This is a genomic window from Burkholderia sp. HMSC10F09 (assembly GCF_001806955.1).
Classification (GTDB): Bacteria; Pseudomonadota; Gammaproteobacteria; order Burkholderiales; family Burkholderiaceae; genus Burkholderia; species Burkholderia multivorans.
The window spans coordinates 15,578-40,912 of sequence record NZ_KV786914.1; the positions used below are offsets into that span (position 1 = coordinate 15,578).

A 25,335-nucleotide genomic window follows, 5' to 3' on the forward strand; every position below is an offset into this window, starting at 1 on the left:
CGGACGCGCATCCGATCCCGATCCAGGAGCGACGAAACCATGAAAGCGATCGAAATCACCGAATTCGGCGCCCCCGACGTGCTGAAGTTGACGGAGCGCCCGCGCCCCGAGCCGCAGCGCGGCGAAGTGCTGATCAAGGTGGCGGCGTCCGGCGTGAACCGGCCCGACGTGTTCCAGCGCAAGGGCGCGTATGCGCCGCCGCCGGGCGCGTCCGATCTGCCGGGTCTCGAGATCGCGGGCGAAATCGTCGGCGGCGATCTGTCCGACGCCGCGTTGAATCCGTTCGGGCTGAAGCTCGGCGACCGCGTGTGCGCGCTGCTCGCGGGCGGCGGCTATGCCGAATACGCGACCGTGCCGCTGCTGCAGTGTCTGCCGGTGCCGCGCGGCCTCACCGACATCGAAGCGGCGTCGCTGCCCGAGACGTTCTTTACCGTGTGGAGCAACGTGTTCGATCGCGCGCAGCTCGGCGCGGGCGAGGGCGGCGAGCAGGAAACGCTGCTCGTGCAGGGCGGTTCGAGCGGCATCGGCGTGACGGCGATCCAGATCGCGCATGCGCTCGGCTTTCGCGTGTTCGCGACGGCGGGCACGGCGGAGAAGTGCCGTGCGTGCGAGGCGCTAGGCGCGGAGCGCGCGATCGACTACAAGACCGAGGACTTCGTCGAAGTCGTGAAGTCGCTGACCAACGATCGCGGCGTCGACGTGATTCTCGACATGGTCGCGGGCTCCTACGTGCCGCGCGAACTCTCCGCGCTGGCCGACGGCGGGCGGCTCGTGATCATCGCGCTGCTCGGCGGCGCCAAGGCAGAAGTCAATCTCGGCGAGATCCTGCGCCGCCGGCTGACGATCACGGGCTCGACGCTGCGTCCGCGGCCCGTCGAGTTCAAGGCGCAGATCGCGGCGCAGCTCAAGGCGCGCGTGTGGCCGCTGATCGAGGACGGCCGCATCAAGCCCGTCATCTATCGCGTGCTGCCTGCCGCCGAGGCCGCGCAGGCGCATGCGCTGATGGAAAGCAGCGAGCACATCGGCAAGATCGTGCTCGATTGGGGTACGAGCGCGTAACGGCCGCGGCTGCCGGACTTGACATGCGCGGTTTGACCGGTTCAAGCCGCGCGCAGTAAAATTGCGGGTTTGCTTCGCCAGATCAAACCTGACGGCCGGCTCGCACGGCACGTCGATGACGAGACAGACACGATGTCGAAACAGAGAACAAAGCGGGTGATCGGCAACTGGAAGATGCACGGCCGGCTGGCCGGCAACCAGGCGTTGCTGAACGAAGTGGTGCAGGGTGCGGGCGCCGTGGCGGCCGACACGGCGATCGGCGTGTGCGTGCCGTTCCCGTATCTCGCGCAGGTTCAGGCGCAGCTCGGCGGCGGCCGTATCGCGTGGGGCGCGCAGGACGTGTCGGCACACGAGCAGGGTGCGTTCACCGGCGAAGTCGCGGCGGCGATGGTCGCTGAATTCGGCGCGTGCTACGCGATCGTCGGCCACTCGGAGCGCCGCGCGTATCACGGCGAGCGCAACGAGACGGTCGCGGCGAAGACGCAGCGCGCACTCGCCGCGGGGCTGACGCCCGTCGTCTGCGTCGGCGAGACGCTCGAGCAGCGCGAATCGGGCGCGACCGAGCAGGTCGTCGGCGCGCAGCTCGATGCCGTGCTCGCGGTGTTGAGCGCGGACGAAGCCGCGCGCATCGTCGTCGCGTACGAACCGGTGTGGGCGATCGGCACTGGCAAGAGCGCGACGTCCGCGCAGGCGCAGGACGTGCACGCATTCCTGCGCGCGCGGCTCGCGGCCAAGGGTGCGGCCGACGTATCGGTGCTGTACGGCGGCAGCGTGAAGCCGGACAACGCGGAAGAACTGTTCGCACAGCCGGACATCGACGGCGGCCTGATCGGCGGCGCGTCGCTGAAGGCGGAAGATTTTCTGGCGATCTGCCGGGCCGCGCGTTGAGCGGTCGGCGATCGAATTGAACCATGACGGCGGCCGGCGAGTCCGGTCGCCCGATCCAATCGGGTGGATGTGATGCTGTTATTCAAGACGCTGATTATTGTCGTGCAAGTGCTGTCTGCACTGGGTGTGATCGGACTCGTGCTGCTGCAGCACGGCAAGGGCGCCGACATGGGCGCCGCCTTCGGCAGCGGTGCCTCGGGCAGCCTGTTCGGCGCGACCGGTTCGGCGAACTTTCTGTCGCGCACGACCGCCGTGCTGGCGACGGTCTTTTTCGTCGCGACGCTCGCGCTGACGTACATCGGCTCGTACAAGTCGACGCCGTCGGCCGGCGTGCTCGGCGGCGTGGCGACCGCACCGGCACCTGTTTCGGCGGCATCGACGCCGGCTGCGCCTGCGTCCGCTGCGGCCGCCTCGACGGCGAGCGCGCCGGGCCAGGACGTCCCGAAATAAAAAATTAAAATTTTTCCGTTTGTGCGTTGAACAATTCTGGAAGTCAGGTTAGAATTTAATTCTTGAAGCGATTCGCGGGTAACAGCAGTCAAGCCCGGGTTGCATGCAGTGCCGACGTGGTGAAATTGGTAGACACGCTATCTTGAGGGGGTAGTGGCGAAAGCTGTGCGAGTTCGAGTCTCGCCGTCGGCACCAAAGTTACTCAATGCCAGCCGCTTCTCGTGGCTGGCATTTTTCATTTGTGGGGTGCGCTTTCGGATGTCTTGCGATCGCATGCACTCCGAAATGATCCCTTCCGCCGGATGGTGGTATTCTCCGGACGCTCAGAACCAACCGATAGAGGATTGCCTTGAACCTCGCAGCCTATTACCCCGTCTTGTTGTTCCTTCTCGTGGGCACTGGTTTAGGTATAGCGCTGGTCAGCATCGGCAAGCTCCTGGGTCCCAACAAGCCGGACGTCGAGAAGAACGCACCGTACGAGTGCGGCTTCGAAGCCTTCGAAGACGCCCGGATGAAATTCGACGTCCGGTACTACCTCGTCGCCATCCTGTTCATCATCTTCGATCTCGAAACCGCATTCCTGTTTCCGTGGGGCGTCGCGCTCCGCGACATCGGCTGGCCCGGTTTCATCGCAATGATGATTTTTCTGCTCGAATTCCTGCTGGGCTTTGCCTATATCTGGAAGAAAGGCGGCCTCGACTGGGAGTGATGGGTTAATCGCCGGTTTGCATGGGTGGCCGCGCCCGGTCGCCTGTCTGGAGTGGAAAGCAAATGAGTATCGAAGGGGTCTTGAAGGAAGGGTTTGTCACCACCACGGCTGACAAGCTGATCAACTGGACGCGTACCGGCTCGCTGTGGCCGATGACGTTCGGGCTTGCGTGTTGCGCCGTCGAGATGATGCATGCGGGCGCGGCCCGTTACGATCTGGACCGGTTCGGCGTCGTGTTTCGTCCGAGTCCGCGTCAGTCCGACGTGATGATCGTCGCCGGCACGCTGTGCAACAAGATGGCGCCCGCGCTGCGCCGCGTGTACGACCAGATGGCCGAGCCGCGCTGGGTGATCTCGATGGGGTCGTGCGCGAACGGCGGCGGCTACTACCACTACTCGTACTCGGTGGTTCGCGGCTGCGACCGGATCGTGCCGGTCGACGTCTACGTGCCGGGCTGCCCGCCGACGGCCGAGGCGCTGGTCTACGGCGTGATCCAGCTTCAGGCGAAGATCCGCCGCACCAACACCATCGCCCGTCAATAAGCCCCGAGCGTCCCCCAATATGGCAAGCAAAATCGAGACCCTCAAGGCAAACCTCGAAGCCGCGCTCGGCGCGCGCGTGGTGAGCCTTACCGAAGCGATCGGTGAACTGACGCTCGTCGTGAAGGCGAGCGATTACCTCGACGTCGCGACGACGCTGCGCGACGATCCGAAGCTGCGCTTCGAGCAACTGATCGACCTGTGCGGCGTCGACTACCAGACCTACGGCGACGGCGCCTACGACGGCCCGCGCTTCGCGGCCGTCACGCATCTGCTGTCGGTCACGAACAACTGGCGTCTGCGCCTGCGCGTGTTCGCACCGGACGACGATCTGCCGATCGTTCCGTCGCTCGTCGACATCTGGAACTCCGCGAACTGGTACGAGCGCGAGGCGTTCGACCTGTACGGCATCGTGTTCGAAGGCCACCCCGACCTGCGCCGCATCCTTACCGACTACGGCTTCATCGGCCATCCGTTCCGTAAGGACTTCCCGGTGTCGGGCTACGTCGAAATGCGTTACGCCCCGGAAGAGAAGCGCGTCGTGTACCAGCCGGTGACGATCGAGCCGCGCGAAATCACGCCGCGCGTGATCCGCGAGGATCGCTATGGCGGTCTGAAACATTAAGGGGGCGTCATGGCAGAAATCAAGAACTACACGCTCAACTTCGGCCCGCAGCACCCGGCAGCGCACGGCGTGCTGCGCCTCGTGCTCGAGCTCGACGGCGAAGTCATCCAGCGCGCCGATCCGCATATCGGCCTGCTGCACCGCGCGACCGAAAAGCTCGCGGAAAACAAGACCTTCATCCAGTCCGTGCCGTACATGGACCGTCTCGACTACGTGTCGATGATGGTCAACGAGCACGGCTACGTGCTCGCGATCGAGAAGCTGCTCGGCATCGCGGTGCCGGAACGCGCGCAGTATATCCGCGTGCTGTTCGACGAAATCACGCGCGTGCTGAACCACCTGATGTGGATCGGCGCGCACGCACTCGACGTCGGCGCGATGGCGGTGTTCCTGTACGCCTTCCGCGAGCGCGAAGACCTGATGGACGTGTATGAAGCGGTGTCCGGTGCACGGATGCACGCGGCGTACTATCGTCCGGGCGGCGTCTATCGCGACCTGCCGGACGCGATGCCGCAATACAAGGCGTCGAAGATCCGCAACGAGAAGGCGCTCGCGAAGATGAACGAAGCGCGCAGCGGCTCGGTGCTCGACTTCATCGACGACTTCTTCACGCGCTTCCCGAAGTGCATCGACGAGTACGAAACGCTGCTGACCGACAACCGGATCTGGAAACAGCGTCTGGTCGGCATCGGCGTCGTGAGCCCGGAACGTGCGCTGCAGATGGGGCTCACCGGCCCGATGCTGCGCGGCTCGGGCATCGCGTGGGATCTGCGCAAGAAGCAGCCGTACGAAGTGTACGACCGCATGGATTTCGACGTGCCGGTCGGCGTGAACGGCGATTGCTACGACCGCTATCTGGTGCGCGTCGAGGAAATGCGCCAGTCCGTCCGCATCGCGAAACAGTGTATTGAGTGGCTCCGCAAGAATCCGGGCCCCGTGATGACGGACAATCACAAGGTTGCGCCGCCGTCGCGCGTCGGCATGAAGACCAACATGGAAGACTTGATTCACCACTTCAAGCTCTTCACCGAAGGTTTCCATGTGCCGGAAGGCGAAGCGTACGCGGCGGTCGAGCATCCGAAGGGCGAGTTCGGCATCTATCTCGTGTCCGACGGTGCCAACAAGCCGTATCGTCTCAAGATTCGCGCACCGGGCTTCGCGCACCTGGCGTCGCTCGACGAAATGGCGCGCGGTCACATGATCGCCGACGCCGTCACCATCATCGGTACGCAGGACATCGTGTTCGGCGAAATCGATCGCTAATGGTTGCGCCGCCTGCGCGAGCGGGCGGCGAGCAGTAAGTCACACGCGATGCGCGCTGAACCGGCGCGGCTTCGCAAGCTGTCAACAGTGAGCGCCAGGTCTGCCGTCTACGCACGCCGTGCGGCAGGTTGTTCGTTCGGTAGGAATTGAAAGAGTCGTGTCTGAAAATGATCTCAGCTGAAGGCCTGAAGGAAATCGATCGAGCGTTGACGAAGTATCCCGCCGATCAGAAGCAGTCCGCCGTGATGTCGGCGTTGGCCGTCGCTCAGGAAGAGCATGGCTGGCTGTCGCCCGAACTGATGCAGTTCGTTGCGGACTATCTCGGCATGCCGGCCGTCGCCGTGCAGGAAGTCGCGACGTTCTACACGATGTACGAGCTCAAGCCGGTCGGCAAGCACAAGATCACGCTCTGCACGAACCTGCCGTGCCAGCTCGGACCGCACGGCGGCGCGGAGGCGACGGCCGACTACCTGAAACAGAAGCTCGGCATCGACTTCGGCGAGACCACGCCGGACGGCAAGTTCACGCTGAAGGAAGGCGAGTGCTTCGGTGCGTGCGGCGACGCGCCGGTGCTGCTGGTGAACAATCACAAAATGTGCAGCTTCATGAGCCGCGAGAAGATCGACCAGCTGCTTGAGGAGCTCTCGAAATGACGTCCCTTCACGACCGTCACATCAAACCGCTGATCCTCGCTGGTCTGAACGGCGAGAACTGGCATCTCGAAGACTACGTTGCGCGCGGCGGCTACAAGCAGCTGCGCCGCATTCTCGAAGAAAAGATTCCGCCCGAGCAGGTGATCGCCGACGTCAAGGCGTCGGGCCTGCGCGGCCGCGGCGGTGCGGGCTTCCCGACCGGCCTGAAGTGGAGCTTCATGCCGCGTCAGTTCCCGGGGCAGAAGTACCTCGTCTGCAACTCGGACGAAGGCGAGCCGGGCACGTTCAAGGATCGCGACATCCTGCGCTGGAATCCGCATGCGCTGATCGAAGGGATGGCCATCGGCGCCTACGCGATGGGCATCACGGTCGGCTACAACTACATCCACGGCGAGATCTTCGAAGTGTATCGACGCTTCGAGGCGGCGCTGGAAGAGGCACGCGCGGCCGGTTTCCTCGGCGACAACATCATGGGCTCGGAATTCTCGTTCCAGCTCCATGCGCACCACGGCTACGGCGCGTACATCTGCGGCGAGGAAACGGCGCTGCTCGAATCGCTCGAAGGCAAGAAGGGCCAGCCGCGCTTCAAGCCGCCGTTCCCGGCGAGCTTCGGCGTGTACGGCAAGCCGACCACGATCAACAACACCGAGACGTTCGCCGCGGTGCCGTTCCTGCTCGCCGTCGGCCCGCAGAATTATCTCGAGCTCGGCAAGCCGAACAACGGCGGCACGAAGATTTTCTCGGTGTCGGGCGACGTCGAGCGTCCGGGCAACTATGAAGTGCCGCTCGGCACGCCGTTCGCGACGCTGATGGAGCTCGCCGGCGGGATGCGCGGCGGCAAGAAGATCAAGGCCGTGATTCCGGGCGGCTCGTCCGCACCGGTGGTGCCGGGCGACATCATGATGCAGACCGACATGGACTACGACTCGATCGCGAAGGTCGGCTCGATGCTCGGTTCGGGCGCGGTAATCGTGATGGACGAGACGCGCTGCATGGTGCGCTCGCTGCTGCGCCTGTCGTACTTCTACTACGAGGAATCGTGCGGTCAGTGCACGCCGTGCCGCGAAGGTACCGGCTGGCTGTATCGCGTCGTCAACCGCATCGAGCACGGCGAAGGCCGCCAGGAAGACCTGGATCTGCTCAATTCGGTCGCCGAGAACATCATGGGGCGCACGATCTGCGCGCTGGGCGACGCGGCTGCGATGCCGGTGCGCGGGATGCTCAAGCACTACTGGGACGAATTCGCGTACCACGTCGAGCACAAGCGCTGCATGGTCGGCGGTCACGCGCACGCGGCGGCGGCCTGACGCGAAACCGGTTGCGGAATTTGAGCGCACGGTCGGGCGAATGCGCGAACGGGCGGAAATAGGTTAAGGACCATTCACCATCATGGTTGAACTTGAAATAGACGGCAAGAAGGTCGAGGTGCCCGAAGGCAGCATGGTGATCCAGGCTGCGCACAAGGCGGATACGTACATTCCTCACTTCTGCTATCACAAGAAACTGTCGGTCGCGGCCAACTGCCGGATGTGTCTCGTCGAAGTCGAGAAGATGCCGAAGGCCGTGCCTGCCTGCGCGACGCCCGTGTCGGCCGGCATGATCGTGCGCACGCAGTCCGACAAGGCCGTGAAGGCGCAGCAGTCGGTGATGGAATTCCTCCTCATCAACCACCCGCTCGACTGCCCGATCTGCGATCAGGGCGGCGAATGCCAGCTGCAGGATCTCGCGGTCGGCTACGGCAAGTCGTCGTCGCGCTACTCGGAAGAGAAGCGCGTGGTGTTCCACAAGAACGTGGGCCCGCTGATCTCGATGGAAGAGATGTCGCGCTGCATTCACTGCACGCGCTGCGTCCGCTTCGGCCAGGAAATCGCCGGCGTGATGGAGTTCGGCATGCTCGGCCGCGGCGAACATTCGGAAATCACGACCTTCGTCGGCAAGACCGTCGATTCCGAGCTGTCGGGCAACATGATCGACCTGTGCCCGGTCGGCGCGCTGACCAGCAAGCCGTTCCGCTACAGCGCGCGTACCTGGGAACTGTCGCGCCGCAAGTCGGTGAGCCCGCACGATTCCGTCGGCGCGAACCTCGTCGTGCAGGTGAAGAACAACCGCGTGATGCGCGTGCTGCCGTTCGAGAACGAAGCGATCAACGAGTGCTGGATCTCGGACAAGGATCGTTTCTCGTACGAAGGCCTGAACAGCGAAGAGCGCCTGACCAAGCCGATGCTCAAGCAGGGCGGCCAGTGGATCGAGACCGACTGGCAGACCGCGCTCGAGTACGTCGCGAAGGGCCTGAAGGGCATCGCGGCCGATCACGGCGCGAACGCGCTGGCGATGCTGTCGAGCGCGCACAGCACGGCTGAAGAACTGTTCCTGCTGAAACAGCTCGCAGACGAACTGAAGACGCCGAACGTCGATTTCCGTCTGCGTCAGCTCGATTTCTCGGCGCCCGTCGACGGCGCGCCGTGGCTCGGCATGCCGATCGCCGATCTGTCGATCGTGAACGCCGCGTTCGTCGTCGGTTCGGATCTGCGCCGCGATCACCCGCTGTTCGCAGCGCGCCTGCGTCAGGCCGCGAAGAACGGCGCGAAGGTGCATTTCCTGCACGCGACCGGCGACGACGCCCTGATCCCGACCGCGCAGCGCATCGTCGCCGCGCCGTCCGCCTGGCTCGACGAACTCGCCGGCATCGCCGCGGCGGTCGCGCAACTGCGCAGCGTCGCGCTGCCGGACACGCTCGCGGGCGTCACGGCGTCGGCGGCCGCGCAGGCTGTCGCACAGTCGCTCGCGAACGGCGAGCGTCGCGTGCTGCTGCTCGGCAACGCGGCCGTCCGTCATCCGGAATTCGCGACGCTGCACGCCGTCGCGCAGTGGATCGCCGACAACACCGGCGCAACCTTCGGCTTCCTGACCGAAGCGGCGAACACGGTCGGCGCGCACGTCGTCGGCGCACTGCCGGGCCACGGCGGGCTGAATGCGCGCGAAGCGTTCGCGCAGCCGCGCAAGGGCTACGTGCTGCTGAACGTCGAGCCGGAATTCGACACGGCCGATCCGGTGCAGGCGCTCGCCGCGCTGAACCAGGCCGAGATGGTCGTCGTGATGTCGCCGTTCAAGCACGGTCTCGACTATGCGGACGTGCTGCTGCCGATCGCGCCGTTCACCGAAACGGCCGGCACGTTCGTCAACGCGGAAGGCACCGTGCAGAGCTTCAACGGCGTCGTGCGTCCGCTCGGCGAAACGCGTCCGGCGTGGAAGGTGCTGCGCGTGCTCGGCAGCCTGCTCGGCCTGCCGAACTTCGAATACGAAACGGCGGAAGAAGTGCGCCTCGCCGCACTTGGCGAAGCAGGCGTCGCGAGCCGTCTGTCGAACCAGACGTCGGTCGCGCCGGCGCGCGTCGCGGCGAAGGCCGCGAACGGCAGCCTCGAGCGCCTCGCCGACGTGCCGATCTATCACGCCGACGCACTCGTGCGCCGTGCGGGTGCGCTGCACCTGACGGCGGCCGCGAAGGCGGCGAACACCGTCGGCCTGCCGGCCGCGCTGTTCGACAAGCTGGGCTTGAAGGAAGGCGACGCGGTGCGCGTGCGCCAGGGCGAGCGTGCGGTGCAGTTGCCGGCCGTGCGCGACGCGAATCTTGCGGAGACGGTCGTTCGCGTGTCGGCGGCGACGCCTGCCGGCGCAGCGCTCGGCAGCCTGTCCGGTGAACTGGTGGTGGAGAAGGCGTAAATGAGCTTGTTCGATACGATCAACGCGGGCGGAGCCCAGCTTCTCGGCGTCGCATGGCCGACGGTGTGGGCGCTCGTGCGCATCCTCGTCGTCGCCGTCGTGATCCTGCTGTGCGTCGCGTACCTGATTCTGTGGGAGCGCAAGCTGATCGGCTGGATGCACGTGCGTCTCGGCCCGAACCGCGTCGGCCCGGCCGGCCTGCTGCAGCCGATCGCCGACGTGCTGAAGCTGCTGCTGAAGGAGGTGATTCAGCCGACCGCCGCCAGCCGCTGGCTGTACCTGATCGCGCCGATCATGACCGTCGTGCCGGCGTTCGCGGTGTGGGCGGTGATCCCGTTCCAGGCCGAAGCGGTGCTCGCGAACGTGAACGCGGGCCTGCTCTACGCGATGGCGATCTCGTCGATCGGCGTGTACGCGGTGATTCTCGCCGGCTGGGCGTCGAACTCGAAGTACGCGTTCCTCGGCGCGATGCGCGCCGCGGCCCAGATGGTGTCGTACGAAATCTCGATGGGCTTCGCGCTCGTGCTCGTGCTGATGACGGCCGGCAGCCTGAACCTCTCGGAAATCGTCAATTCGCAGCAGCACGGCTTCTTCGCCGGCCACGGCGTGAACTTCCTGTCGTGGAACTGGCTGCCGCTGCTGCCGGCCTTCGTCGTCTACTTCATCTCGGGCATCGCCGAAACGAACCGTCACCCGTTCGACGTGGTGGAAGGGGAGTCGGAAATCGTCGCCGGTCACATGATCGACTACTCGGGCATGGCGTTCGCGCTGTTCTTCCTCGCCGAGTACATCAACATGATCGTGATCTCGGCACTGGCCGCGACGCTGTTCCTCGGCGGCTGGGATGCACCGTTCGAATTCCTGTCGTTCATCCCGGGCATCTTCTGGCTGGTGTTGAAGGTATTCGCGCTGCTGTCGGTGTTCATCTGGGTGCGCGCGACGTTCCCGCGCTTCCGTTACGACCAGATCATGCGCCTCGGCTGGAAGGTGTTCCTGCCCGTCACGGTGATCTGGGTGGTCGTGGTCGGCTTCTGGATGATGTCGCCGCTCAACATCTGGGTGAAGTAATCGGACGAAATCATGACGGCAATCCAACACTTCTTTAAGACCTTCTTCCTGACCGAACTGCTGAAGGGGCTCGCGCTGACCGGCCGTTACACGTTCCGGCGCAAGTTCACCGTGCAGTTCCCGGAAGAGAAGACGCCGATTTCGCCGCGTTTTCGCGGGCTGCACGCGCTGCGCCGCTACGAGAACGGCGAAGAGCGCTGCATCGCATGCAAGCTGTGCGAGGCCGTGTGCCCGGCGCTCGCCATCACGATCGAATCGGAAACGCGCGCGGACAACACGCGCCGCACGACGCGCTACGACATCGACCTGACCAAGTGCATCTTCTGCGGTTTCTGCGAAGAAAGCTGCCCGGTCGATTCGATCGTCGAGACGCAGATTCTCGAGTACCACGGCGAAAAGCGCGGCGACCTGTATTTCACGAAGGAAATGCTGCTCGCGGTGGGCGATCGCTACGAGAAGGACATCGCCGCGGCGAAGGCTGCCGACGCGCCGTATCGTTGATTGTGTTTGCAGTGCCGGCCCGCGCATCGGCGATGTACGGGCTGTGCCGCCGCGACGGGTGCGGCACGCGAGAGCGTCCCGCAAGCCGCGCCTGACTATGGCCTAACGATGAACCGGTAATCATGGAATTCACGACCGTACTGTTCTACATCTTCGCGCTGCTCCTGGTGGTATCAGGGCTGAAGGTGATCACTTCGCGCAACCCGGTGGCGTCTGCGCTTTTCCTTGTGCTGGCGTTCTTCAACGCCGCCGCGATCTGGATGCTGCTCGAAGCGGAGTTCCTCGCGATCCTGCTGGTGCTGGTCTACGTGGGCGCCGTGATGGTGCTGTTCCTGTTCGTCGTGATGATGCTGGACATCAACATCGACTTCCTGCGACGCGACTTCAAGCGCTTCGTGCCGATGGCGACCGTCGTCGGCGCGATCATCGTGATCGAAACGGCGCTGATCCTGTGGCGCGGCTACGGCGACACGCATGCCGTGCACGCGATGACGTCGGGTGCGACCGAAGGCTGGTCGAACACGCGCCTGATCGGCAAGGTGATCTACACGGACTACATCTTCGCGTTCGAAATCGCCGGCCTCGTGCTGCTGGTCGCGATCATCGCCGCGATCGGGCTGACCTCGCACAAGGGCAAGGACAGCAAGCGCCAGCGCGTGTCGGATCAGGTCAAGGTGCGTCGCGACGATCGCGTGCGCCTCGTGAAGATGGAAGCGGACAAGCCGCAGCCGGAAACGGCGCAGAGCGAAGCCGGTACGGGCGCGAACGGCTAAGCGGAGGAAAAGAAAACCATGTTGACTCTTGCTCACTACCTCGTGCTCGGCGCGATCCTGTTCGCGATCGCGATCGTCGGGATTTTCCTGAACCGCCGCAACATCATCATCATCCTGATGGCGATCGAACTGATGTTGCTCGCGGTGAACACCAACTTCGTCGCGTTCTCGCACTACCTCGGCGACGTGCACGGCCAGATCTTCGTGTTCTTCGTGCTGACCGTCGCCGCAGCGGAAGCCGCGATCGGTCTCGCGATTCTGGTGACCCTGTTCCGTAAGCTCGACACGATCAATGTCGAGGATCTCGATCAGCTCAAAGGTTAATTTCAGGCAACGCTGTTATGTCAACGACACTCAATGAAAACCTGCTGCTGGCGATTCCGCTCGCTCCGCTGGCCGGCTCGCTGATTGCGGGGCTGTTCGGGAACGCAGTCGGGCGCAAGGGCGCACACCGGATCACGATCCTCGGCGTATTGATCGCGTTCCTGCTGTCGGCGAAAGTCTTCGTCGACGTGATGGGCGGCGCAAGCTTCAACGCGACCGTCTACGAATGGATGCACGTCGGTTCGCTGAAGCTCGAAGTCGGCTTCCTCGTCGATTCGCTGACGGCGATGATGATGGTCGTCGTGACCTTCGTGTCGCTGATGGTGCACATTTACACGATCGGCTACATGTCGGAAGAGGACGGCTACCAGCGCTTCTTCTCGTACATCTCGCTGTTCACGTTCTCGATGCTGATGCTCGTGATGAGCAACAACTTCCTGCAGCTGTTCTTCGGCTGGGAAGCGGTGGGTCTGGTGTCGTACCTGCTGATCGGCTTCTACTTCACGCGTGAGAGCGCGATCTACGCGAACATGAAGGCGTTCCTCGTGAACCGCGTGGGCGACTTCGGCTTCCTGCTCGGCATCGGCCTGCTGCTCGCGTTCGCCGGCTCGATGAACTACGGCGAAGTGTTCGCGAAGCGCGCGGAACTCGCGAGCCTGCATTTCCCGGGCACCGACTGGGGCCTGCTGACGGTCGCCTGCATCTGCCTGTTCATCGGCGCGATGGGCAAGTCGGCGCAGTTCCCGCTGCACGTCTGGCTGCCCGACTCGATGGAAGGCCCGACGCCGATCTCCGCGCTGATTCACGCGGCGACGATGGTGACGGCCGGCATCTTCATGGTGTCGCGCATGTCGCCGCTGTTCGAGCTGTCGGATACCGCGCTGTCGTTCATCACGGTGATCGGCGCGATCACGGCGCTGTTCATGGGCTTCCTCGGGATCGTCCAGAACGACATCAAGCGTGTCGTCGCTTACTCGACGCTGTCGCAGCTCGGCTACATGACGGTCGCGCTCGGCGTGTCCGCCTATCCGGTGGCGGTGTTCCACCTGATGACGCACGCGTTCTTCAAGGCGCTGCTGTTCCTCGGCGCCGGCTCGGTGATCATCGGCATGCATCACGATCAGGACATGCGCAACATGGGCGGCCTGCGCAAGTACATGCCGATCACCTGGATCACGTCGCTGATCGGTTCGCTTGCGCTGATCGGTACGCCGTTCTTCTCGGGCTTCTACTCGAAGGACTCGATCATCGACGCGGTGAAGCTGTCGCACCTGCCGGGTTCGGGCTTCGCGTACTTCGCGGTCGTCGCGAGCGTGTTCGTCACGGCGCTGTACTCGTTCCGCATGTACTTCCTCGTGTTCCACGGCGAAGAGCGCTTCCGCCATCCGAAGCATCCCGAGTCGCCGATGGGCATGGCGGCCGCGCATGGCCACGACGATCACGGCCATGGCCACGGTCATGACGATCACGCGCACGAGCCGCACGAGACCCCGTGGGTCGTCTGGGTGCCGCTGGTCCTGCTGGCGATCCCGTCGGTGATCATCGGTGCGATCGCGATCGGCCCGATGCTGTTCGGCGATTTCTTCCAGCACGGCGTCGCGTTCGACAAGGTGATCTTCATCGGCGAAAACCATCCGGCGCTGGCCGAGATGGCCGAGGAGTTCCACGGCTGGGTCGGCATGGGCCTGCATTCCGTGTCGGGCCTGCCGGTGTGGCTGGCGCTGGCCGGTGTCGTCGTCGCATGGTTCCTGTATCTGAAGCGTCCGGATCTGCCGGCGTCGATCCGCCGCGCGTTCGGTCCGATCTATACGCTGCTGGATAACAAGTACTACATGGACAAGATCAACGAAGTGGTGTTCGCCCGCGGTTCGGTGGCGATCGGCCGCGGCCTGTGGAAGGAGGGCGACGTCGTGGTGATCGACGGCCTCGTCAACGGCAGCGCCAAGTTCATCGGCTGGTTCGCCAGCGTGATCCGCTTCCTCCAATCCGGTTACATCTATCACTACGCGTTCGCCATGATCATCGGCATGCTGGGGCTCCTGACCCTGTTTGTAACGCTCGGCGGCAAATAAGGCGGGGGGACAACTAATGCACGCTTTTCCGATTCTCAGTACCGCGATCTGGCTGCCGATCGTTTTCGGCCTCCTCGTGCTCGCGGTCGGTAACGACAAGAACCCGGGGCCGGCACGCTGGATCGCGCTGATCGGCTCGCTGCTCGGTCTCGCCGTCACGATCCCGCTGATCACGGGCTTCGATGCGAGCACCGCTGCGCTGCAGTTCGTCGAGCAATCGACGTGGATCGAACGCTTCCAGATCTCGTATCACCTCGGCGTCGACGGCATCTCGATGTGGTTCGTGGTGCTGACCGCGCTGATCACGGTGATCGTCGTGATCGCTGCGTGGGAAGTGATCACCGAGAACGTCGCGCAGTACCTCGCCGCGTTCCTGATCCTGTCCGGGATCATGATCGGCGTGTTCTCGGCGGCCGACGGCCTGCTGTTCTACGTGTTCTTCGAGGCGACGCTGATCCCGATGTACATCATCATCGGCGTGTGGGGCGGCCCGAACCGCGTGTACGCGGCGTTCAAGTTCTTCCTGTACACGCTGGCCGGCTCGCTGCTGATGCTGGTCGCGCTGATCTACCTGTACACCGAGACGCACTCGTTCGACCTCGCGACGTGGCAGAACGCGAAGATCGCCATGACGCCGCAGATCCTGCTGTTCATCGCCTTCTTCCTCGCGTTCGCGGTGAAGGTGCCGATGTGGCCGGTCCACACCTGGCTGCCGGATGCGCACGTGGAAGCGCCGACGGGCGGCTCGGTCGTGCTGGCGGCGATCATGCTGAAGCTCGGCGCATACGGTTTCCTGCGTTTCTCGCTGCCGATCACGCCTGACGCAAGCCACTTCCTCGCACCGGTCGTGATCACGCTGTCGCTGATCGCGGTGATCTACATCGGCCTCGTCGCGATGGTGCAGGCCGACATGAAGAAGCTCGTCGCTTATTCGTCGATCGCGCACATGGGCTTCGTGACGCTCGGCTTCTTCATCTTCAACCAGCTCGGCGTCGAAGGCGCGATCGTGCAGATGATCTCGCACGGTTTCGTGTCGGGCGCGATGTTCCTCTGCATCGGCGTGCTGTACGACCGCGTGCACTCGCGCCAGATCGCCGACTACGGCGGCGTCGTCAACGTGATGCCGAAGTTCGCGGCGTTCGCGATGCTGTTCTCGATGGCGAACTGCGGCCTGCCGGGCACGTCCGGTTTCGTCGGCGAGTTCATGGTGATTCTCGCGGCCGTCCAGTACAACTTCTGGATCGCCTTCGGCGCGGCGTTCACGCTGATCCTCGGCGCGGCCTACACGCTGTGGATGTACAAGCGCGTCTACTTCGGCGCGGTCGCGAACGATCACGTCGCGAAGCTGAAGGACATCGGCCGCCGCGAATTCCTGATGCTCGCCGTGCTTGCCGCGTTCACGCTGCTGATGGGCCTGTATCCGAAGCCCTTCACCGACGTGATGCACGTTTCCGTGGAAAACCTCCTCTCCCATGTCGCGCAGTCGAAGCTGCCGCTGGCCCAGTAATCGCGAGCGGAGGAAATCAAGATCATGAACGCTCCTATGAATGTCCTGTTGCCTGACGCGCTGGTGATGGCCGCCATCATCGTCGCTTGGCTGAACGACACCTTTACCGGTGCATCCGGCCGCCGCCTCACGTATCTGATCGCGGTGGTCTCGTCGGTGGTCGCCGGCGTCTGGTTTGCGGTGCAGGCGCTCGATCCGCAGCATTACTACTTCTTCTCGCGGATGGTCGTCGTCGATGCGTTCGCGAGCGCGATGAAGGCGGTCGTGTCGCTCGGTTTCGCCGTGTCGCTGATCTATTCGCGCAAGTACCTCGAAGATCGCGACATGTTCCGCGGCGACGTGTTCCTGCTCGGCATGTTCTCGCTGCTCGGTCAGCTCGTGATGATCTCGGGCAACAACTTCCTGACGCTGTACCTCGGCCTCGAGCTGATGTCGCTGTCGCTGTACGCGGTGATCGCACTGCGTCGCGACGGTGCGGTGTCGAGCGAAGCCGCGATGAAGTACTACGTGCTGGGCGCGCTCGCTTCGGGCTTCGTGCTGTACGGGATCTCGATGCTGTACGGCGCGACGGGCGGCTCGCTCGATCTCGCCGACGTGTACAAGGCCGTGAGCAGCGGCGGCACCGAAGACGCGGTGCTGATGTTCGGCGTGATCTTCATCGTGGCCGGTATCGCGTTCAAGCTCGGCGCCGTGCCGTTCCACATGTGGGTGCCGGACGTCTATCAGGGCGCGCCGACCGCGATGACGCTGTTCGTCGGCGGCGGTCCGAAGGTCGCGGCGTTCGCCTGGGGGCTGCGTTTCCTGGTGATGGGCCTGCTGCCGCTCGCGCAGAACTGGCAGACCGCGCTCGTGATCCTCGCCGCGCTGTCGCTGATCGTCGGCAACATCACCGGTATCGTCCAGCGCAACATCAAGCGGATGCTCGCGTACTCGGCGATCTCGAACATGGGCTTCGTGCTGCTCGGCCTGCTCGCCGGCATCGTGAAGGGCGACGCGGCCGCACCGGCAAACGCGTACAGCTCGGCGATGTTCTACGCGATCGTCTATCTGATCACGACGCTCGGCTCGTTCGGCGTGGTGATGCTGCTCGCGCGCCGCGACTTCGAAGCGGAAACGATCGACGACTTCAAGGGCCTCAACAAGCGCAGCCCGGTGTTCGCGTTCGTGATGATGGTGATGATGTTCTCGCTGGCCGGCATTCCGCCGACCGTCGGCTTCTACGCGAAGCTCGCGGTGCTCGAGGCGACCGTCAACGCGGGCCTCACGTGGCTGGCCGTGCTGGCCGTGATCACGTCGCTGTTCGGCGCGTTCTACTACCTGCGCATCGTCAAGCTGATCTACTTCGACGCACCGCAAGACTCGACACCGATCGCCGGCGATTTCTGCAAGCGCACGATCCTGGTGCTCAACGGCATCGCGATCGTCGTGCTCGGCCTGATCCCGAGCCCGCTGCTGACGGTGTGCCTGGACGCACTCCGTCACTCTCTGCCGACGCTGTAATGTCGGCCGCGGGCTGGTTTATCGTGCTGTTGGCGCTCGCGGGCGCCAACCTGCCGTTTCTGAACCAGCGTCTGTTCGCCGTCGTGCCGATCGGCGCGGCGAAGAAGGGCGCGTGGATCCGGATCGGCGAACTGATCGTGCTGTATTTCGTTGTCGGCGCGCTCGGCTTCTGGCTCGAATCGCGCGCCGGCAACCGCTTCGAACAAGGCTGGCAGTTTTACGCGATCACGTTCAGTCTGTTCGTCGTGTTCGCGTTTCCCGGCTTCACGTTCCAGTATCTCGTCAAACGACGCTGACAACGTCCCGGCCGCGCTCGTCGCGGCTTCGCACACGCGTGCGGCCGGGCGCAGTCCTTGCGCCCGGTTCGCATGACGGCCGGCGCAAGCACGTTTCCGGCGTGCCGGCCCTTCGTCGTCACGCCTCATCACGGAGCCGCCGATGGCCGAATTGCCCAATCACGACGCCGCACTCACCGAAACCTGCCTCGAAAGCGAATCGATTTTCGAAGGCGCGTTCCTGAAACTGAAGCGCGATACCGTCAGTCTGCCCGACGGCAAGCGCGCAACGCGCGAATACGTCCAGCACCCGGGCGCGGTGATGGTGATCCCGCTGTTCGACGACGGCCGCGTGCTGATGGAAAGCCAGTACCGCTACCCGATCGGCAAGGTGATGGCCGAATTTCCGGCCGGCAAGCTCGATCCGGACGAAGGCGCACTCGCGTGCGCCGTACGCGAACTGCGCGAGGAAACGGGCTATACGGCCCGCGAATACGTGTTCCTCACGCGGATTCATCCGATCATTTCCTACTCGACCGAATTCATCGACCTGTATCTCGCGCGCGGGCTCACCGCCGGCGAGCGCAAGCTCGACGACGGCGAATTCCTCGAAACCTTCACGGCGACGCTGCCCGACCTGCTCGAATGGGTGCGCACGGGCCAGATCAGCGACGTGAAAACGATCATCGGCACGATGTGGCTGGACCGCGTGCTGTCCGGCACATGGCCGCTCGGCCCCGTTCTGACGCCTTGAACGCAGCGTCAGCGGCGCGCGGAGCGGCGCGTTACAATCCGGTCACATGCGCGTCATCACGCGCCCGATCGTGATTTAGCACGACCGTTCACAAAACCGTTTTTTGCGCTACACTCGTCAGACGCCCTGATTCAGCATGAAGGTCCTCGATTTACAGTGCCCGCATGGTCATCGGTTCGAAGGCTGGTTCGCTTCGGCCGATGAATTCGAATCGCAGTTGTCCCGCAAGCTGGTCGAATGTCCGGTCTGCGGGACGACCGAGGTCAGCCGTATGCCGTCCGCGCCGCGCCTGAATCTGTCGGGGGCGACGCAGGCGCAGCCGGTCGATCCGCGTGCGCTGCAGGCGCAGGTGATGCGTGCGTTGCGCGAGGTGCTGGCGAAGACCGAGAACGTGGGCGAGCGCTTCGCCGAGGAAGCGCGGCGCATCCATTACAACGAAGCGCCGGCGCGCAGCATTCGTGGCGTCACGACGCCGGAAGATGCGCAAGCCTTGGTCGAAGAAGGCATCGATGTGATGCCGCTGCCGATTCCTGCCGCGCTGAAAGAACCGCTGCAATAACGTACGCAGTGTGTCCTTGCCCGGCCGGACGGCCGCGGCAAGCCTTGCCCGGGCCCGGTCGGCGCGTATCGCCGCATCGGGTGGATCGCGAAGCATGGGCCAGCGCAGTGCCGCCTCCGGTACGCGCGCTGGCGACAGGAGACACTGCGCATGGATCTGGATTATTCCCCCGCCGACGACGCGTTCCGCGCCGACATCCGCGCGTGGCTCGAGGCGAACCTGCCTCGAACGCTGCGCGCGAAGGTTCTCGATCACAAACGACTCGATCGCGAAGACTACGCGAGCTGGCACCGCATTCTCGGTCGGCGCGGCTGGTCCGCGCCCTCATGGCCGGCCGAATACGGCGGGCCGGGCTGGAACGCGACGCAGCGACACATCTGGGATGAAGAGTGTGCGCGCATCGGTGCGCCGACCGTGCTGCCGTTCGGCGTATCGATGGTCGCGCCCGTGCTGATGAAATACGGCAGCGAGGCGCAGAAGCGCCATTACCTGCCGCGCATCCTCGACGGCACCGACTGGTGGTGCCAGGGCTACTCGGAGCCGGGTTCCGGGTCGGATCTCGCGTCGCTGCGCACGCGCGCCGAACGTCGCGGCGATCATTACGTCGTGAACGGCCAGAAAACGTGGACGACGCTCGGCCAGTATGCGGACATGATGTTCTGCCTCGTGCGCACCGATCCGTCCGCGAAAAAGCAGGAAGGCATTTCGTTCCTGCTGATCGACATGAAGACCCCCGGCATCACGGTGCGGCCCATCATCACGCTCGACGAAGATCACGAAGTCAACGAGGTGTTCTTCGAGGACGTCAAGGTGCCGGTCGAGAATCTCGTCGGCGACGAGAACCGCGGCTGGACCTACGCGAAATACCTGCTCGGCCACGAGCGTACGGGGATCGCGCGCGTCGGCGCATCGAAGCGCGAACTCGCGTTCCTCAAGCGCATCGCATCGAACCAGCGCAAGAACGGCAAGCCGCTGCTCGCCGATCCGGTGTTCGCCGCGAAGGTCGCGGCGCTCGAAGTCGAGTTGATGGCCCTCGAGGTCACGGTGCTGCGCGTCGTGAGCCGCGAGACGAGCGGCAAGGGGCCGGGGCCGGAAGCGTCGATGCTGAAGATCAAGGGCACCGAGGTGCAGCAGGCGCTTACCGAGCTCATGTTCGAAGCGATCGGACCGCTTGCCGCGCCGTTCGACGTGCCGTTTCTCGAAGGCGAGCGCGAGCACAGCATTGCGAACGACGATGACGCGGCGCCGCTTGCCGCGTACTACTTCAATTACCGGAAGACGTCGATCTACGGCGGCTCGAACGAAATTCAGAAAAACATCATCGCGCAGATGATTCTCGGGCTCTGAGCCGGGCTCACGCGATCGGAGACAACGATGGATTTCACCTTTACCGATGAGCAGCAGCAGTTCGCCGAGGCGCTTCGCCGTTATCTCGGCGAGCAGTACGGCTTCGATGCGCGTCAGGCGATCGTGCGCAGCGACGCGGGCGTGTCGGAAACGCAATGGCAGGCATTCGCGGAACTCGGGCTGACCGCGTTGCCGGTGCCCGAGGCGCAAGGCGGCTTCGGCGGCGGCGCAGTCGATATGCTGGTCGCGATGCAGGAGCTTGGGCGTGCGCTCGTGGTCGAGCCTTACTGGGCGACCGCGGTCGGCGTCGAAGCGCTGCGCATCGCAGGTTCCGGCACCGGCGACGACGCGGCGCTGCTGGAAGCGGTCGCGCAGGGCCGCAAGCGTCTTGCCGTGGCATTTCACGAGCCGCATGCACGCTACGACCTGTTCGAGCTCGCGACGCGCGCGCACGAGCAGGGCGGCACGGTACGGCTGTCCGGCACGAAGTCGGTCGTGCAGCACGGTGCGCAGGCGCATGCGTGGATCGTTCCCGCGCGTCTCGACGACGGCGCGATTGCGCTGTTCGTCGTCGACCGCGAGACGGCCGGCGCGAAAGTCGTCGACTATCGGACCATCGACGGCCAGCGTGCAGCGACGATCGTATTCGACGATACGCCTGCGCGGCGGCTGACGGGCGGCGCGCGCGACGCGGCCGCACTCGAGCAGATCGCCGATTACGCGACGTTCCTGCTGTGTGCGGAAGCGGTCGGCGCGCTCGACGAGCTCAACCGTGCGACGGTCGACTACACGAAGACGCGCGAACAGTTCGGCATGCCGATCGCGCGTTTCCAGGTGTTGCAGCACCGGATGGTCGACATGCTGATCCACGCGGAGCAGGCGCGTTCGCTCACTTATCTCGCGGCCGTGCGTTATGCGAGCAGCGATGCCGATGCGCGACGCAAGGCCATCTCGGCCGCGAAGGCGCGTGCCGGCGCGGCCGCGCGCTTCGTCGGCCAGCAGGCCGTTCAGCTGCATGGCGGGATGGGCGTGACGAACGAAGTGGCGGCGGCGCATCTGTTCAAGCGGCTGTCGATCATCGAAACGACGCTCGGCGATACCGATCATCATCTTGCGCGCATCGCGGCGCTGCCCGACTTCGCGCAGACCGACGCGGCATGACGTCGGCGCGCCGGGCGCGCCAATCACCAGGAGACCCGCAGTGGGCATCAGCTACGAAGATCTCGAAGTCGGCAGTACCGTCGAAATCGGCCGCTACACGTTCGAAGCCGACGACATCAAGACATTCGCCTCGCGCTACGATCCGCAGCCGTTCCACGTCGACGAAACGGCCGCCCAGGCTTCGCCGTTCGGCGGCCTCGTCGCGAGCGGCTGGCATACGTGTTCGGTCTTCATGGGCCTGCTCGTCCGACATCTCGGCACCGATTCGACCAGCATGGGTTCGCCCGGCATCGACGAGATCCGCTGGATCAAGCCCGTACGCGCCGGCGACACGATCACGATGCATCAGAAGATCCTCGACAAGCGCGTGTCGGCGAGCAAGCCCGATCGCGGCATCGTGTCGACGGAATGGATCGGTGTGAACGGCAGCGGCGAGACCGTGATCACGGTGCGCTCGAAGGTGATCTTCGGGCTGCGTCATCCGGGAGGCGAGCGGGGATGACCGACGTCACGTTGCCGCTGATCGCGTCGGCGCAGGCGCTGCGCGCGCGGGTCGGCGAAGCGCCGCTCGTGAGCGGCTGGATCGAGATCGACCAGCGACGCGTCGACGGTTTCGCCGACGCGACCGGCGATCATCAATGGATCCACGTCGACCCCGAGCGCGCGCGACGCGAGTCGCCGTTCGGCGGCCCGATCGCGCATGGGTTTCTGACGCTGTCGCTGATTCCGGCGCTGATGATCGACGCGATGCGCTTCGAACAGAAGATGGGCGTGAACTACGGGCTGAACCGCGTGCGGTTCCTGAAGCCGGTGCCGGTCGGCGCGCGCGTGCGCGCGTCGTTCGCGGTGAAGGAAGCGGCCGACGCGGCGCGAGGCGGCGTGCAGGTCACATGGTCGGTCTCGATCGAAGCGCAGCGGCCCGACGGACCGCTCCCGGTCTGTGCGGCGGAATTCATCACGCTGCATTACTTCTGACGTCCTGACGCCGCGCATGGCCGCTGCCGAGCCGTACGGCGGCGTACCGCTCAGCGCTTCGCGTACTGCGTCGCGCCGAACAGCACCTCGCGCGCCTTGTCGTCCTGCAGCGCCTTGCGCAGCGACGCGAGCACCTCGACGCCGCGCTGCACGGCAGGGCGTGCGGCGATCGCTTCGTGCCAGCGCTTGACGTTCGGAAATGCGTCGAGCTCGATGCCCTGGTTCTGCCACGAACGCGTCCACGGGAACGTCGCGATGTCCGCGATCGTGTACGCGTCGCCGGCCAGATACTCGGATTCGCCGAGGCGCTTTTCCATCACGTTGTACAGCCGCTTCGCCTCGTTCGTGTAGCGGTTGATCGCGTACTCGATCTTTTCCGGCGCATAGATGCGGAAGTGATGCGTCTGGCCGAGCATCGGCCCGACGCCGCCCATCTGGAACATCAGCCATTCGAGCGTTGCATAGCGCGCAGCGGGATCGGTCGGCAGGAATTGGCCGGTTTTCTCCGCGAGATAGATCAGGATCGCGCCCGATTCGAACAGCGAGATCGGCCGCCCGCCCGGGCCTTCATCGTCGACGATCGCGGGGATCTTGTTGTTCGGACTGATCTTCAGGAACTCGGCGTTGAACTGGTCGCCTGCGCCGATATCGATCGGATGCGCGCGATACGCGAGGCCGGTTTCCTCGAGCATGATGTGCACCTTGTGACCGTTCGGGGTCGCCCAGCTGTAGACGTCGATCATCGTCAAACTCCTTCGGTTCATCAACGGAAGCGGAGGCGGCGCGCGCGCCGCAGCAGGCGGTCATTACAGCACGGATCGATGCGCGCTGCAGGGCATGCCTCTACACGCGGAGGGGCGCCGCGCGCGCAGGCGGCGTGGCGTCAGCGCTTGTAGTGCGGCTGACGCTTGTCGAGAAACGCGGTGATGCCTTCGAGCGCGTCCGGATGATGCAGCGACGCGACGAAATGATCGCGCTCCGTGCCGAGGTGCGACTCGAGCGGCTGCGCGAGCGCATCGTCGAGCAGCGTCTTGATGCGCGTCAGCGCATTCGGCGAGATGCCGGCGAGCGTGTCGGCCCACGCGAGCGCATCGCTCAGCGCGGCGCCCGGTGTCGCGAGCCGGTTGACGACGCCAAGCGCGTGCAGGCGTTCCGCGGCGACGGGCTTGCCTTCGAGCAGAATCTCGGCCGCCAGCGCGCGCGGCAACGCACGGGCGAGGAACCACGAACCGCCGCCGTCGGGCGTCAGGCCGACCCGCGCGTACGACATCGCGAACTTCGCATCGTGCGCCGCAACGATCAGGTCGCACGCGAGTGCGAGCGAGAAGCCCGCGCCGGCCGCCGCGCCTTCGACCGCGGCGATCACCGGTTTCGTCGACGCGCGGATCGCGGCCACCCACGCCGCGAGCTGATCGATGCTCGCCGCCTGGAACGACGGGTCCTTCGATCGATTGTCGAGCAGCCGGTTCAGGTTGCCGCCGGCGCAGAAGAAACGATCGGCGCCCGTGAGCACGACCGCACGAATGCTCGGGTCGCGCTCGGCGGTCGCGAGCGCTTCGACGCCGGCCGCGTACATGTCGGGATGCAGCGCGTTGCGTGCGCCGGGATTCGAGATCGTGAGGACGAGCGTCGATTCGCTCTCGGGCGGGCGCGTGGCCAGCAGTTCGGCACTCATGCGAGCGTGTCTCCATCGGATGGCGAGGCGGCCGCACCGCGTTCGGTGCGGCGGCAGACGAAGCGGCTGCTTCGGCGGATGCAATGTTGTCGTGACGGCGCGAAACTGCTTTAGACTAGCACGAACGTGCTTTTTCAGCGCGACATCCCCGGCGCGGCGAACCGTGTGCGACCGTGCCGACAACGAAGGAGGCTCCGATGCTACAGCTGTGCGGTATTCCGTTGTCGAACTACTACAACAAGGTGAAGTTCGTGCTGCTCGAGCACGATATTCCGTTCGAGGAATGCGCATGCAGTCTGCCGATCACGGATCCGGCGCAACTCGCCGATTCGCCGCTCGGCAAGATTCCGTTTCTGAAAACCGAAGAAGGCGCGCTGTTCGAGTCACAGGCGATCGTCGAGTATCTGGCGGCGCGCTATCCGGAGAAGCCGATTTTTCCGTCGGGCGCATTCGCGGCCGCGAAGGTGCGTGAACTCGTCCAGACGCTCGAGCTGTATATCGAGTGGACCACGCGCGAGGTCTATGCGGAAGCGTTCTTCGGCGGCAAGGTCAGCGTCGGCACGAAAGCGCACGTCGAGAAGCGGCTGCCGCGCGCGATCGACGCGTTCAAGCGGATGACGCAGTTCTCGCCGTACGTGCTCGGCGAGTCGTTCGGTCTTGCCGACATCGCGGCATCGATCCATTTGCCGATCGTCGCGATGGCGACGAAGACGATCTTCGGCCGCGACTTCGTGCTCGATGCGGGCATCGACTGGAAGGCGCATGCGAAGAAGGTCGGCGAGCGACCGGCCGCGCAGCGCGTCGCGGCGGACCGCAAGGCCTACATGGAGGCTGCGAGCGCCGCGCGCGCGTAAGCGGCGCTCGAGCGAAGCCGGCGGCCGCGTCGCGTGCGGGCGGGATGCGTCGCCTGAGCGAGCGCAGCATCGGCCGGCGTCGTG

General features: G+C 64.8%; 27 protein-coding genes and 1 tRNA gene. 26 read left to right on the forward strand and 2 right to left on the reverse strand.

Annotated elements, in window-relative coordinates:
• Nucleotides 1–39 precede the first annotated feature (39 nt).
• From HMPREF3115_RS26210 to HMPREF3115_RS26330, 25 genes are all read left to right on the forward strand, one after another.
• A complete protein-coding gene (locus tag HMPREF3115_RS26210; RefSeq protein ID WP_006410110.1) occupies nucleotides 40–1,059 on the forward strand; it encodes an NAD(P)H-quinone oxidoreductase in 1,020 nt (339 codons plus the stop codon).
• 132 nt (nucleotides 1,060–1,191) lie between these two features.
• Nucleotides 1,192–1,947, forward strand: a complete 756-nt coding sequence (tpiA, locus tag HMPREF3115_RS26215; RefSeq protein ID WP_070556735.1) for a triose-phosphate isomerase — start codon at nucleotides 1,192–1,194, stop codon at nucleotides 1,945–1,947.
• 72 nt (nucleotides 1,948–2,019) lie between these two features.
• Nucleotides 2,020–2,397 (forward strand): preprotein translocase subunit SecG, encoded by a 378-nt coding sequence (secG, locus tag HMPREF3115_RS26220; RefSeq protein ID WP_006398797.1) that lies wholly within the window; start codon nucleotides 2,020–2,022, stop codon nucleotides 2,395–2,397.
• A 110-nt stretch (nucleotides 2,398–2,507) separates the two neighbouring features.
• Nucleotides 2,508–2,592 (forward strand) — tRNA-Leu (locus tag HMPREF3115_RS26225).
• A 154-nt stretch (nucleotides 2,593–2,746) separates the two neighbouring features.
• Entirely contained in the window at nucleotides 2,747–3,106 is a 360-nt protein-coding gene (locus HMPREF3115_RS26230; RefSeq protein ID WP_006398798.1) for an NADH-quinone oxidoreductase subunit A, read from the forward strand.
• 62 nt (nucleotides 3,107–3,168) lie between these two features.
• Nucleotides 3,169–3,648: a NuoB/complex I 20 kDa subunit family protein gene (locus HMPREF3115_RS26235; RefSeq protein WP_006398799.1), complete on the forward strand. Its 480-nt coding sequence runs from the start codon at nucleotides 3,169–3,171 to the stop codon at nucleotides 3,646–3,648.
• A gap of 19 nt (nucleotides 3,649–3,667) precedes the next feature.
• On the forward strand, nucleotides 3,668–4,270 hold the full coding sequence (locus HMPREF3115_RS26240) for an NADH-quinone oxidoreductase subunit C (RefSeq protein WP_070556736.1): 603 nt from the start codon (nucleotides 3,668–3,670) through the stop codon (nucleotides 4,268–4,270).
• A gap of 9 nt (nucleotides 4,271–4,279) precedes the next feature.
• Nucleotides 4,280–5,533, forward strand: coding sequence for an NADH-quinone oxidoreductase subunit D (locus HMPREF3115_RS26245; protein WP_006398801.1), 1,254 nt, complete (start codon nucleotides 4,280–4,282; stop codon nucleotides 5,531–5,533).
• Nucleotides 5,534–5,700: 167 nt separating this feature from the next.
• Nucleotides 5,701–6,186: an NADH-quinone oxidoreductase subunit NuoE gene (gene nuoE / locus HMPREF3115_RS26250; protein WP_006398802.1), complete on the forward strand. Its 486-nt coding sequence runs from the start codon at nucleotides 5,701–5,703 to the stop codon at nucleotides 6,184–6,186.
• A complete protein-coding gene (gene nuoF, locus HMPREF3115_RS26255; protein ID WP_006398803.1) occupies nucleotides 6,183–7,493 on the forward strand; it encodes an NADH-quinone oxidoreductase subunit NuoF in 1,311 nt (436 codons plus the stop codon). Before nuoE ends, nuoF begins: the two co-directional genes overlap by 4 nt.
• Before the next feature lie 82 nt (nucleotides 7,494–7,575).
• Nucleotides 7,576–9,906 (forward strand): NADH-quinone oxidoreductase subunit NuoG, encoded by a 2,331-nt coding sequence (gene nuoG, locus HMPREF3115_RS26260; protein ID WP_070556737.1) that lies wholly within the window; start codon nucleotides 7,576–7,578, stop codon nucleotides 9,904–9,906.
• Nucleotides 9,907–10,974, forward strand: coding sequence for an NADH-quinone oxidoreductase subunit NuoH (gene nuoH, locus HMPREF3115_RS26265; RefSeq protein WP_006398805.1), 1,068 nt, complete (start codon nucleotides 9,907–9,909; stop codon nucleotides 10,972–10,974).
• A gap of 12 nt (nucleotides 10,975–10,986) precedes the next feature.
• Complete coding sequence (gene nuoI, locus HMPREF3115_RS26270) at nucleotides 10,987–11,475, forward strand: NADH-quinone oxidoreductase subunit NuoI (RefSeq protein ID WP_006398806.1); 489 nt, start codon at nucleotides 10,987–10,989, stop codon at nucleotides 11,473–11,475.
• A 122-nt stretch (nucleotides 11,476–11,597) separates the two neighbouring features.
• Nucleotides 11,598–12,248 (forward strand): NADH-quinone oxidoreductase subunit J, encoded by a 651-nt coding sequence (locus HMPREF3115_RS26275; protein ID WP_006405563.1) that lies wholly within the window; start codon nucleotides 11,598–11,600, stop codon nucleotides 12,246–12,248.
• Between the two features lie 18 nt (nucleotides 12,249–12,266).
• Nucleotides 12,267–12,572, forward strand: a complete 306-nt coding sequence (nuoK, locus tag HMPREF3115_RS26280) for an NADH-quinone oxidoreductase subunit NuoK (protein ID WP_004185739.1) — start codon at nucleotides 12,267–12,269, stop codon at nucleotides 12,570–12,572.
• Between the two features lie 17 nt (nucleotides 12,573–12,589).
• Nucleotides 12,590–14,644 carry an NADH-quinone oxidoreductase subunit L gene (gene nuoL, locus HMPREF3115_RS26285; protein WP_006405562.1) on the forward strand — a complete coding sequence of 685 codons (2,055 nt, stop codon included), beginning with the start codon at nucleotides 12,590–12,592 and terminating at the stop codon, nucleotides 14,642–14,644.
• 16 nt (nucleotides 14,645–14,660) lie between these two features.
• Nucleotides 14,661–16,151 (forward strand): NADH-quinone oxidoreductase subunit M, encoded by a 1,491-nt coding sequence (locus HMPREF3115_RS26290; protein WP_006398809.1) that lies wholly within the window; start codon nucleotides 14,661–14,663, stop codon nucleotides 16,149–16,151.
• Between the two features lie 24 nt (nucleotides 16,152–16,175).
• Nucleotides 16,176–17,651, forward strand: coding sequence for an NADH-quinone oxidoreductase subunit NuoN (nuoN, locus tag HMPREF3115_RS26295; protein ID WP_070556739.1), 1,476 nt, complete (start codon nucleotides 16,176–16,178; stop codon nucleotides 17,649–17,651).
• On the forward strand, nucleotides 17,651–17,947 hold the full coding sequence (locus HMPREF3115_RS26300) for a DUF2818 family protein (protein WP_006398811.1): 297 nt from the start codon (nucleotides 17,651–17,653) through the stop codon (nucleotides 17,945–17,947). The genes nuoN and HMPREF3115_RS26300 overlap by 1 nt, the downstream gene beginning before the upstream one ends.
• Before the next feature lie 142 nt (nucleotides 17,948–18,089).
• Nucleotides 18,090–18,680, forward strand: a complete 591-nt coding sequence (locus tag HMPREF3115_RS26305; RefSeq protein WP_070556741.1) for an NUDIX domain-containing protein — start codon at nucleotides 18,090–18,092, stop codon at nucleotides 18,678–18,680.
• Nucleotides 18,681–18,816: 136 nt separating this feature from the next.
• On the forward strand, nucleotides 18,817–19,239 hold the full coding sequence (locus tag HMPREF3115_RS26310) for a DUF1178 family protein (protein ID WP_006398813.1): 423 nt from the start codon (nucleotides 18,817–18,819) through the stop codon (nucleotides 19,237–19,239).
• Between the two features lie 150 nt (nucleotides 19,240–19,389).
• Complete coding sequence (locus HMPREF3115_RS26315) at nucleotides 19,390–20,586, forward strand: acyl-CoA dehydrogenase family protein (protein ID WP_006410117.1); 1,197 nt, start codon at nucleotides 19,390–19,392, stop codon at nucleotides 20,584–20,586.
• 27 nt (nucleotides 20,587–20,613) lie between these two features.
• Nucleotides 20,614–21,747 carry an acyl-CoA dehydrogenase family protein gene (locus HMPREF3115_RS26320; protein ID WP_070556743.1) on the forward strand — a complete coding sequence of 378 codons (1,134 nt, stop codon included), beginning with the start codon at nucleotides 20,614–20,616 and terminating at the stop codon, nucleotides 21,745–21,747.
• A 40-nt stretch (nucleotides 21,748–21,787) separates the two neighbouring features.
• Entirely contained in the window at nucleotides 21,788–22,249 is a 462-nt protein-coding gene (locus HMPREF3115_RS26325; RefSeq protein ID WP_006398816.1) for a MaoC family dehydratase, read from the forward strand.
• Complete coding sequence (locus HMPREF3115_RS26330; protein ID WP_006405554.1) at nucleotides 22,246–22,722, forward strand: MaoC family dehydratase; 477 nt, start codon at nucleotides 22,246–22,248, stop codon at nucleotides 22,720–22,722. Before HMPREF3115_RS26325 ends, HMPREF3115_RS26330 begins: the two co-directional genes overlap by 4 nt.
• Nucleotides 22,723–22,772: 50 nt before the next feature.
• On the opposite strand, the gene HMPREF3115_RS26335 is transcribed toward HMPREF3115_RS26330, so the two are convergent.
• Both HMPREF3115_RS26335 and HMPREF3115_RS26340 read right to left on the reverse strand, forming a co-directional pair.
• Entirely contained in the window at nucleotides 22,773–23,465 is a 693-nt protein-coding gene (locus HMPREF3115_RS26335; protein ID WP_065494602.1) for a glutathione binding-like protein, read from the reverse strand.
• A 140-nt stretch (nucleotides 23,466–23,605) separates the two neighbouring features.
• Nucleotides 23,606–24,397: an oxepin-CoA hydrolase, alternative type gene (locus HMPREF3115_RS26340; protein WP_006405552.1), complete on the reverse strand. Its 792-nt coding sequence runs from the start codon at nucleotides 24,395–24,397 to the stop codon at nucleotides 23,606–23,608.
• Nucleotides 24,398–24,594: 197 nt separating this feature from the next.
• Between HMPREF3115_RS26340 and HMPREF3115_RS26345 the strand changes: the two genes are divergently transcribed.
• On the forward strand, nucleotides 24,595–25,251 hold the full coding sequence (locus HMPREF3115_RS26345) for a glutathione S-transferase family protein (RefSeq protein ID WP_070556745.1): 657 nt from the start codon (nucleotides 24,595–24,597) through the stop codon (nucleotides 25,249–25,251).
• The last annotated feature ends 84 nt before the right edge of the window (nucleotides 25,252–25,335 follow it).

Coding starts and splice junctions, on each gene's coding strand:
- HMPREF3115_RS26210 (WP_006410110.1), top strand. CDS start 40: ATGAAAGCGATCGAAATCACCGAATTCGGCGCCCCCGACGTGCTGAAG.
- tpiA (WP_070556735.1), top strand. CDS start 1,192: ATGTCGAAACAGAGAACAAAGCGGGTGATCGGCAACTGGAAGATGCAC.
- secG (WP_006398797.1), top strand. CDS start 2,020: ATGCTGTTATTCAAGACGCTGATTATTGTCGTGCAAGTGCTGTCTGCA.
- HMPREF3115_RS26235 (WP_006398799.1), top strand. CDS start 3,169: ATGAGTATCGAAGGGGTCTTGAAGGAAGGGTTTGTCACCACCACGGCT.
- HMPREF3115_RS26240 (WP_070556736.1), top strand. CDS start 3,668: ATGGCAAGCAAAATCGAGACCCTCAAGGCAAACCTCGAAGCCGCGCTC.
- HMPREF3115_RS26245 (WP_006398801.1), top strand. CDS start 4,280: ATGGCAGAAATCAAGAACTACACGCTCAACTTCGGCCCGCAGCACCCG.
- nuoE (WP_006398802.1), top strand. CDS start 5,701: ATGATCTCAGCTGAAGGCCTGAAGGAAATCGATCGAGCGTTGACGAAG.
- nuoF (WP_006398803.1), top strand. CDS start 6,183: ATGACGTCCCTTCACGACCGTCACATCAAACCGCTGATCCTCGCTGGT.
- nuoG (WP_070556737.1), top strand. CDS start 7,576: ATGGTTGAACTTGAAATAGACGGCAAGAAGGTCGAGGTGCCCGAAGGC.
- nuoH (WP_006398805.1), top strand. CDS start 9,907: ATGAGCTTGTTCGATACGATCAACGCGGGCGGAGCCCAGCTTCTCGGC.
- nuoI (WP_006398806.1), top strand. CDS start 10,987: ATGACGGCAATCCAACACTTCTTTAAGACCTTCTTCCTGACCGAACTG.
- HMPREF3115_RS26275 (WP_006405563.1), top strand. CDS start 11,598: ATGGAATTCACGACCGTACTGTTCTACATCTTCGCGCTGCTCCTGGTG.
- nuoK (WP_004185739.1), top strand. CDS start 12,267: ATGTTGACTCTTGCTCACTACCTCGTGCTCGGCGCGATCCTGTTCGCG.
- nuoL (WP_006405562.1), top strand. CDS start 12,590: ATGTCAACGACACTCAATGAAAACCTGCTGCTGGCGATTCCGCTCGCT.
- HMPREF3115_RS26290 (WP_006398809.1), top strand. CDS start 14,661: ATGCACGCTTTTCCGATTCTCAGTACCGCGATCTGGCTGCCGATCGTT.
- nuoN (WP_070556739.1), top strand. CDS start 16,176: ATGAACGCTCCTATGAATGTCCTGTTGCCTGACGCGCTGGTGATGGCC.
- HMPREF3115_RS26300 (WP_006398811.1), top strand. CDS start 17,651: ATGTCGGCCGCGGGCTGGTTTATCGTGCTGTTGGCGCTCGCGGGCGCC.
- HMPREF3115_RS26305 (WP_070556741.1), top strand. CDS start 18,090: ATGGCCGAATTGCCCAATCACGACGCCGCACTCACCGAAACCTGCCTC.
- HMPREF3115_RS26310 (WP_006398813.1), top strand. CDS start 18,817: ATGAAGGTCCTCGATTTACAGTGCCCGCATGGTCATCGGTTCGAAGGC.
- HMPREF3115_RS26315 (WP_006410117.1), top strand. CDS start 19,390: ATGGATCTGGATTATTCCCCCGCCGACGACGCGTTCCGCGCCGACATC.
- HMPREF3115_RS26320 (WP_070556743.1), top strand. CDS start 20,614: ATGGATTTCACCTTTACCGATGAGCAGCAGCAGTTCGCCGAGGCGCTT.
- HMPREF3115_RS26330 (WP_006405554.1), top strand. CDS start 22,246: ATGACCGACGTCACGTTGCCGCTGATCGCGTCGGCGCAGGCGCTGCGC.
- HMPREF3115_RS26335 (WP_065494602.1), bottom strand. CDS start 23,465: ATGATCGACGTCTACAGCTGGGCGACCCCGAACGGTCACAAGGTGCAC.
- HMPREF3115_RS26340 (WP_006405552.1), bottom strand. CDS start 24,397: ATGAGTGCCGAACTGCTGGCCACGCGCCCGCCCGAGAGCGAATCGACG.
- HMPREF3115_RS26345 (WP_070556745.1), top strand. CDS start 24,595: ATGCTACAGCTGTGCGGTATTCCGTTGTCGAACTACTACAACAAGGTG.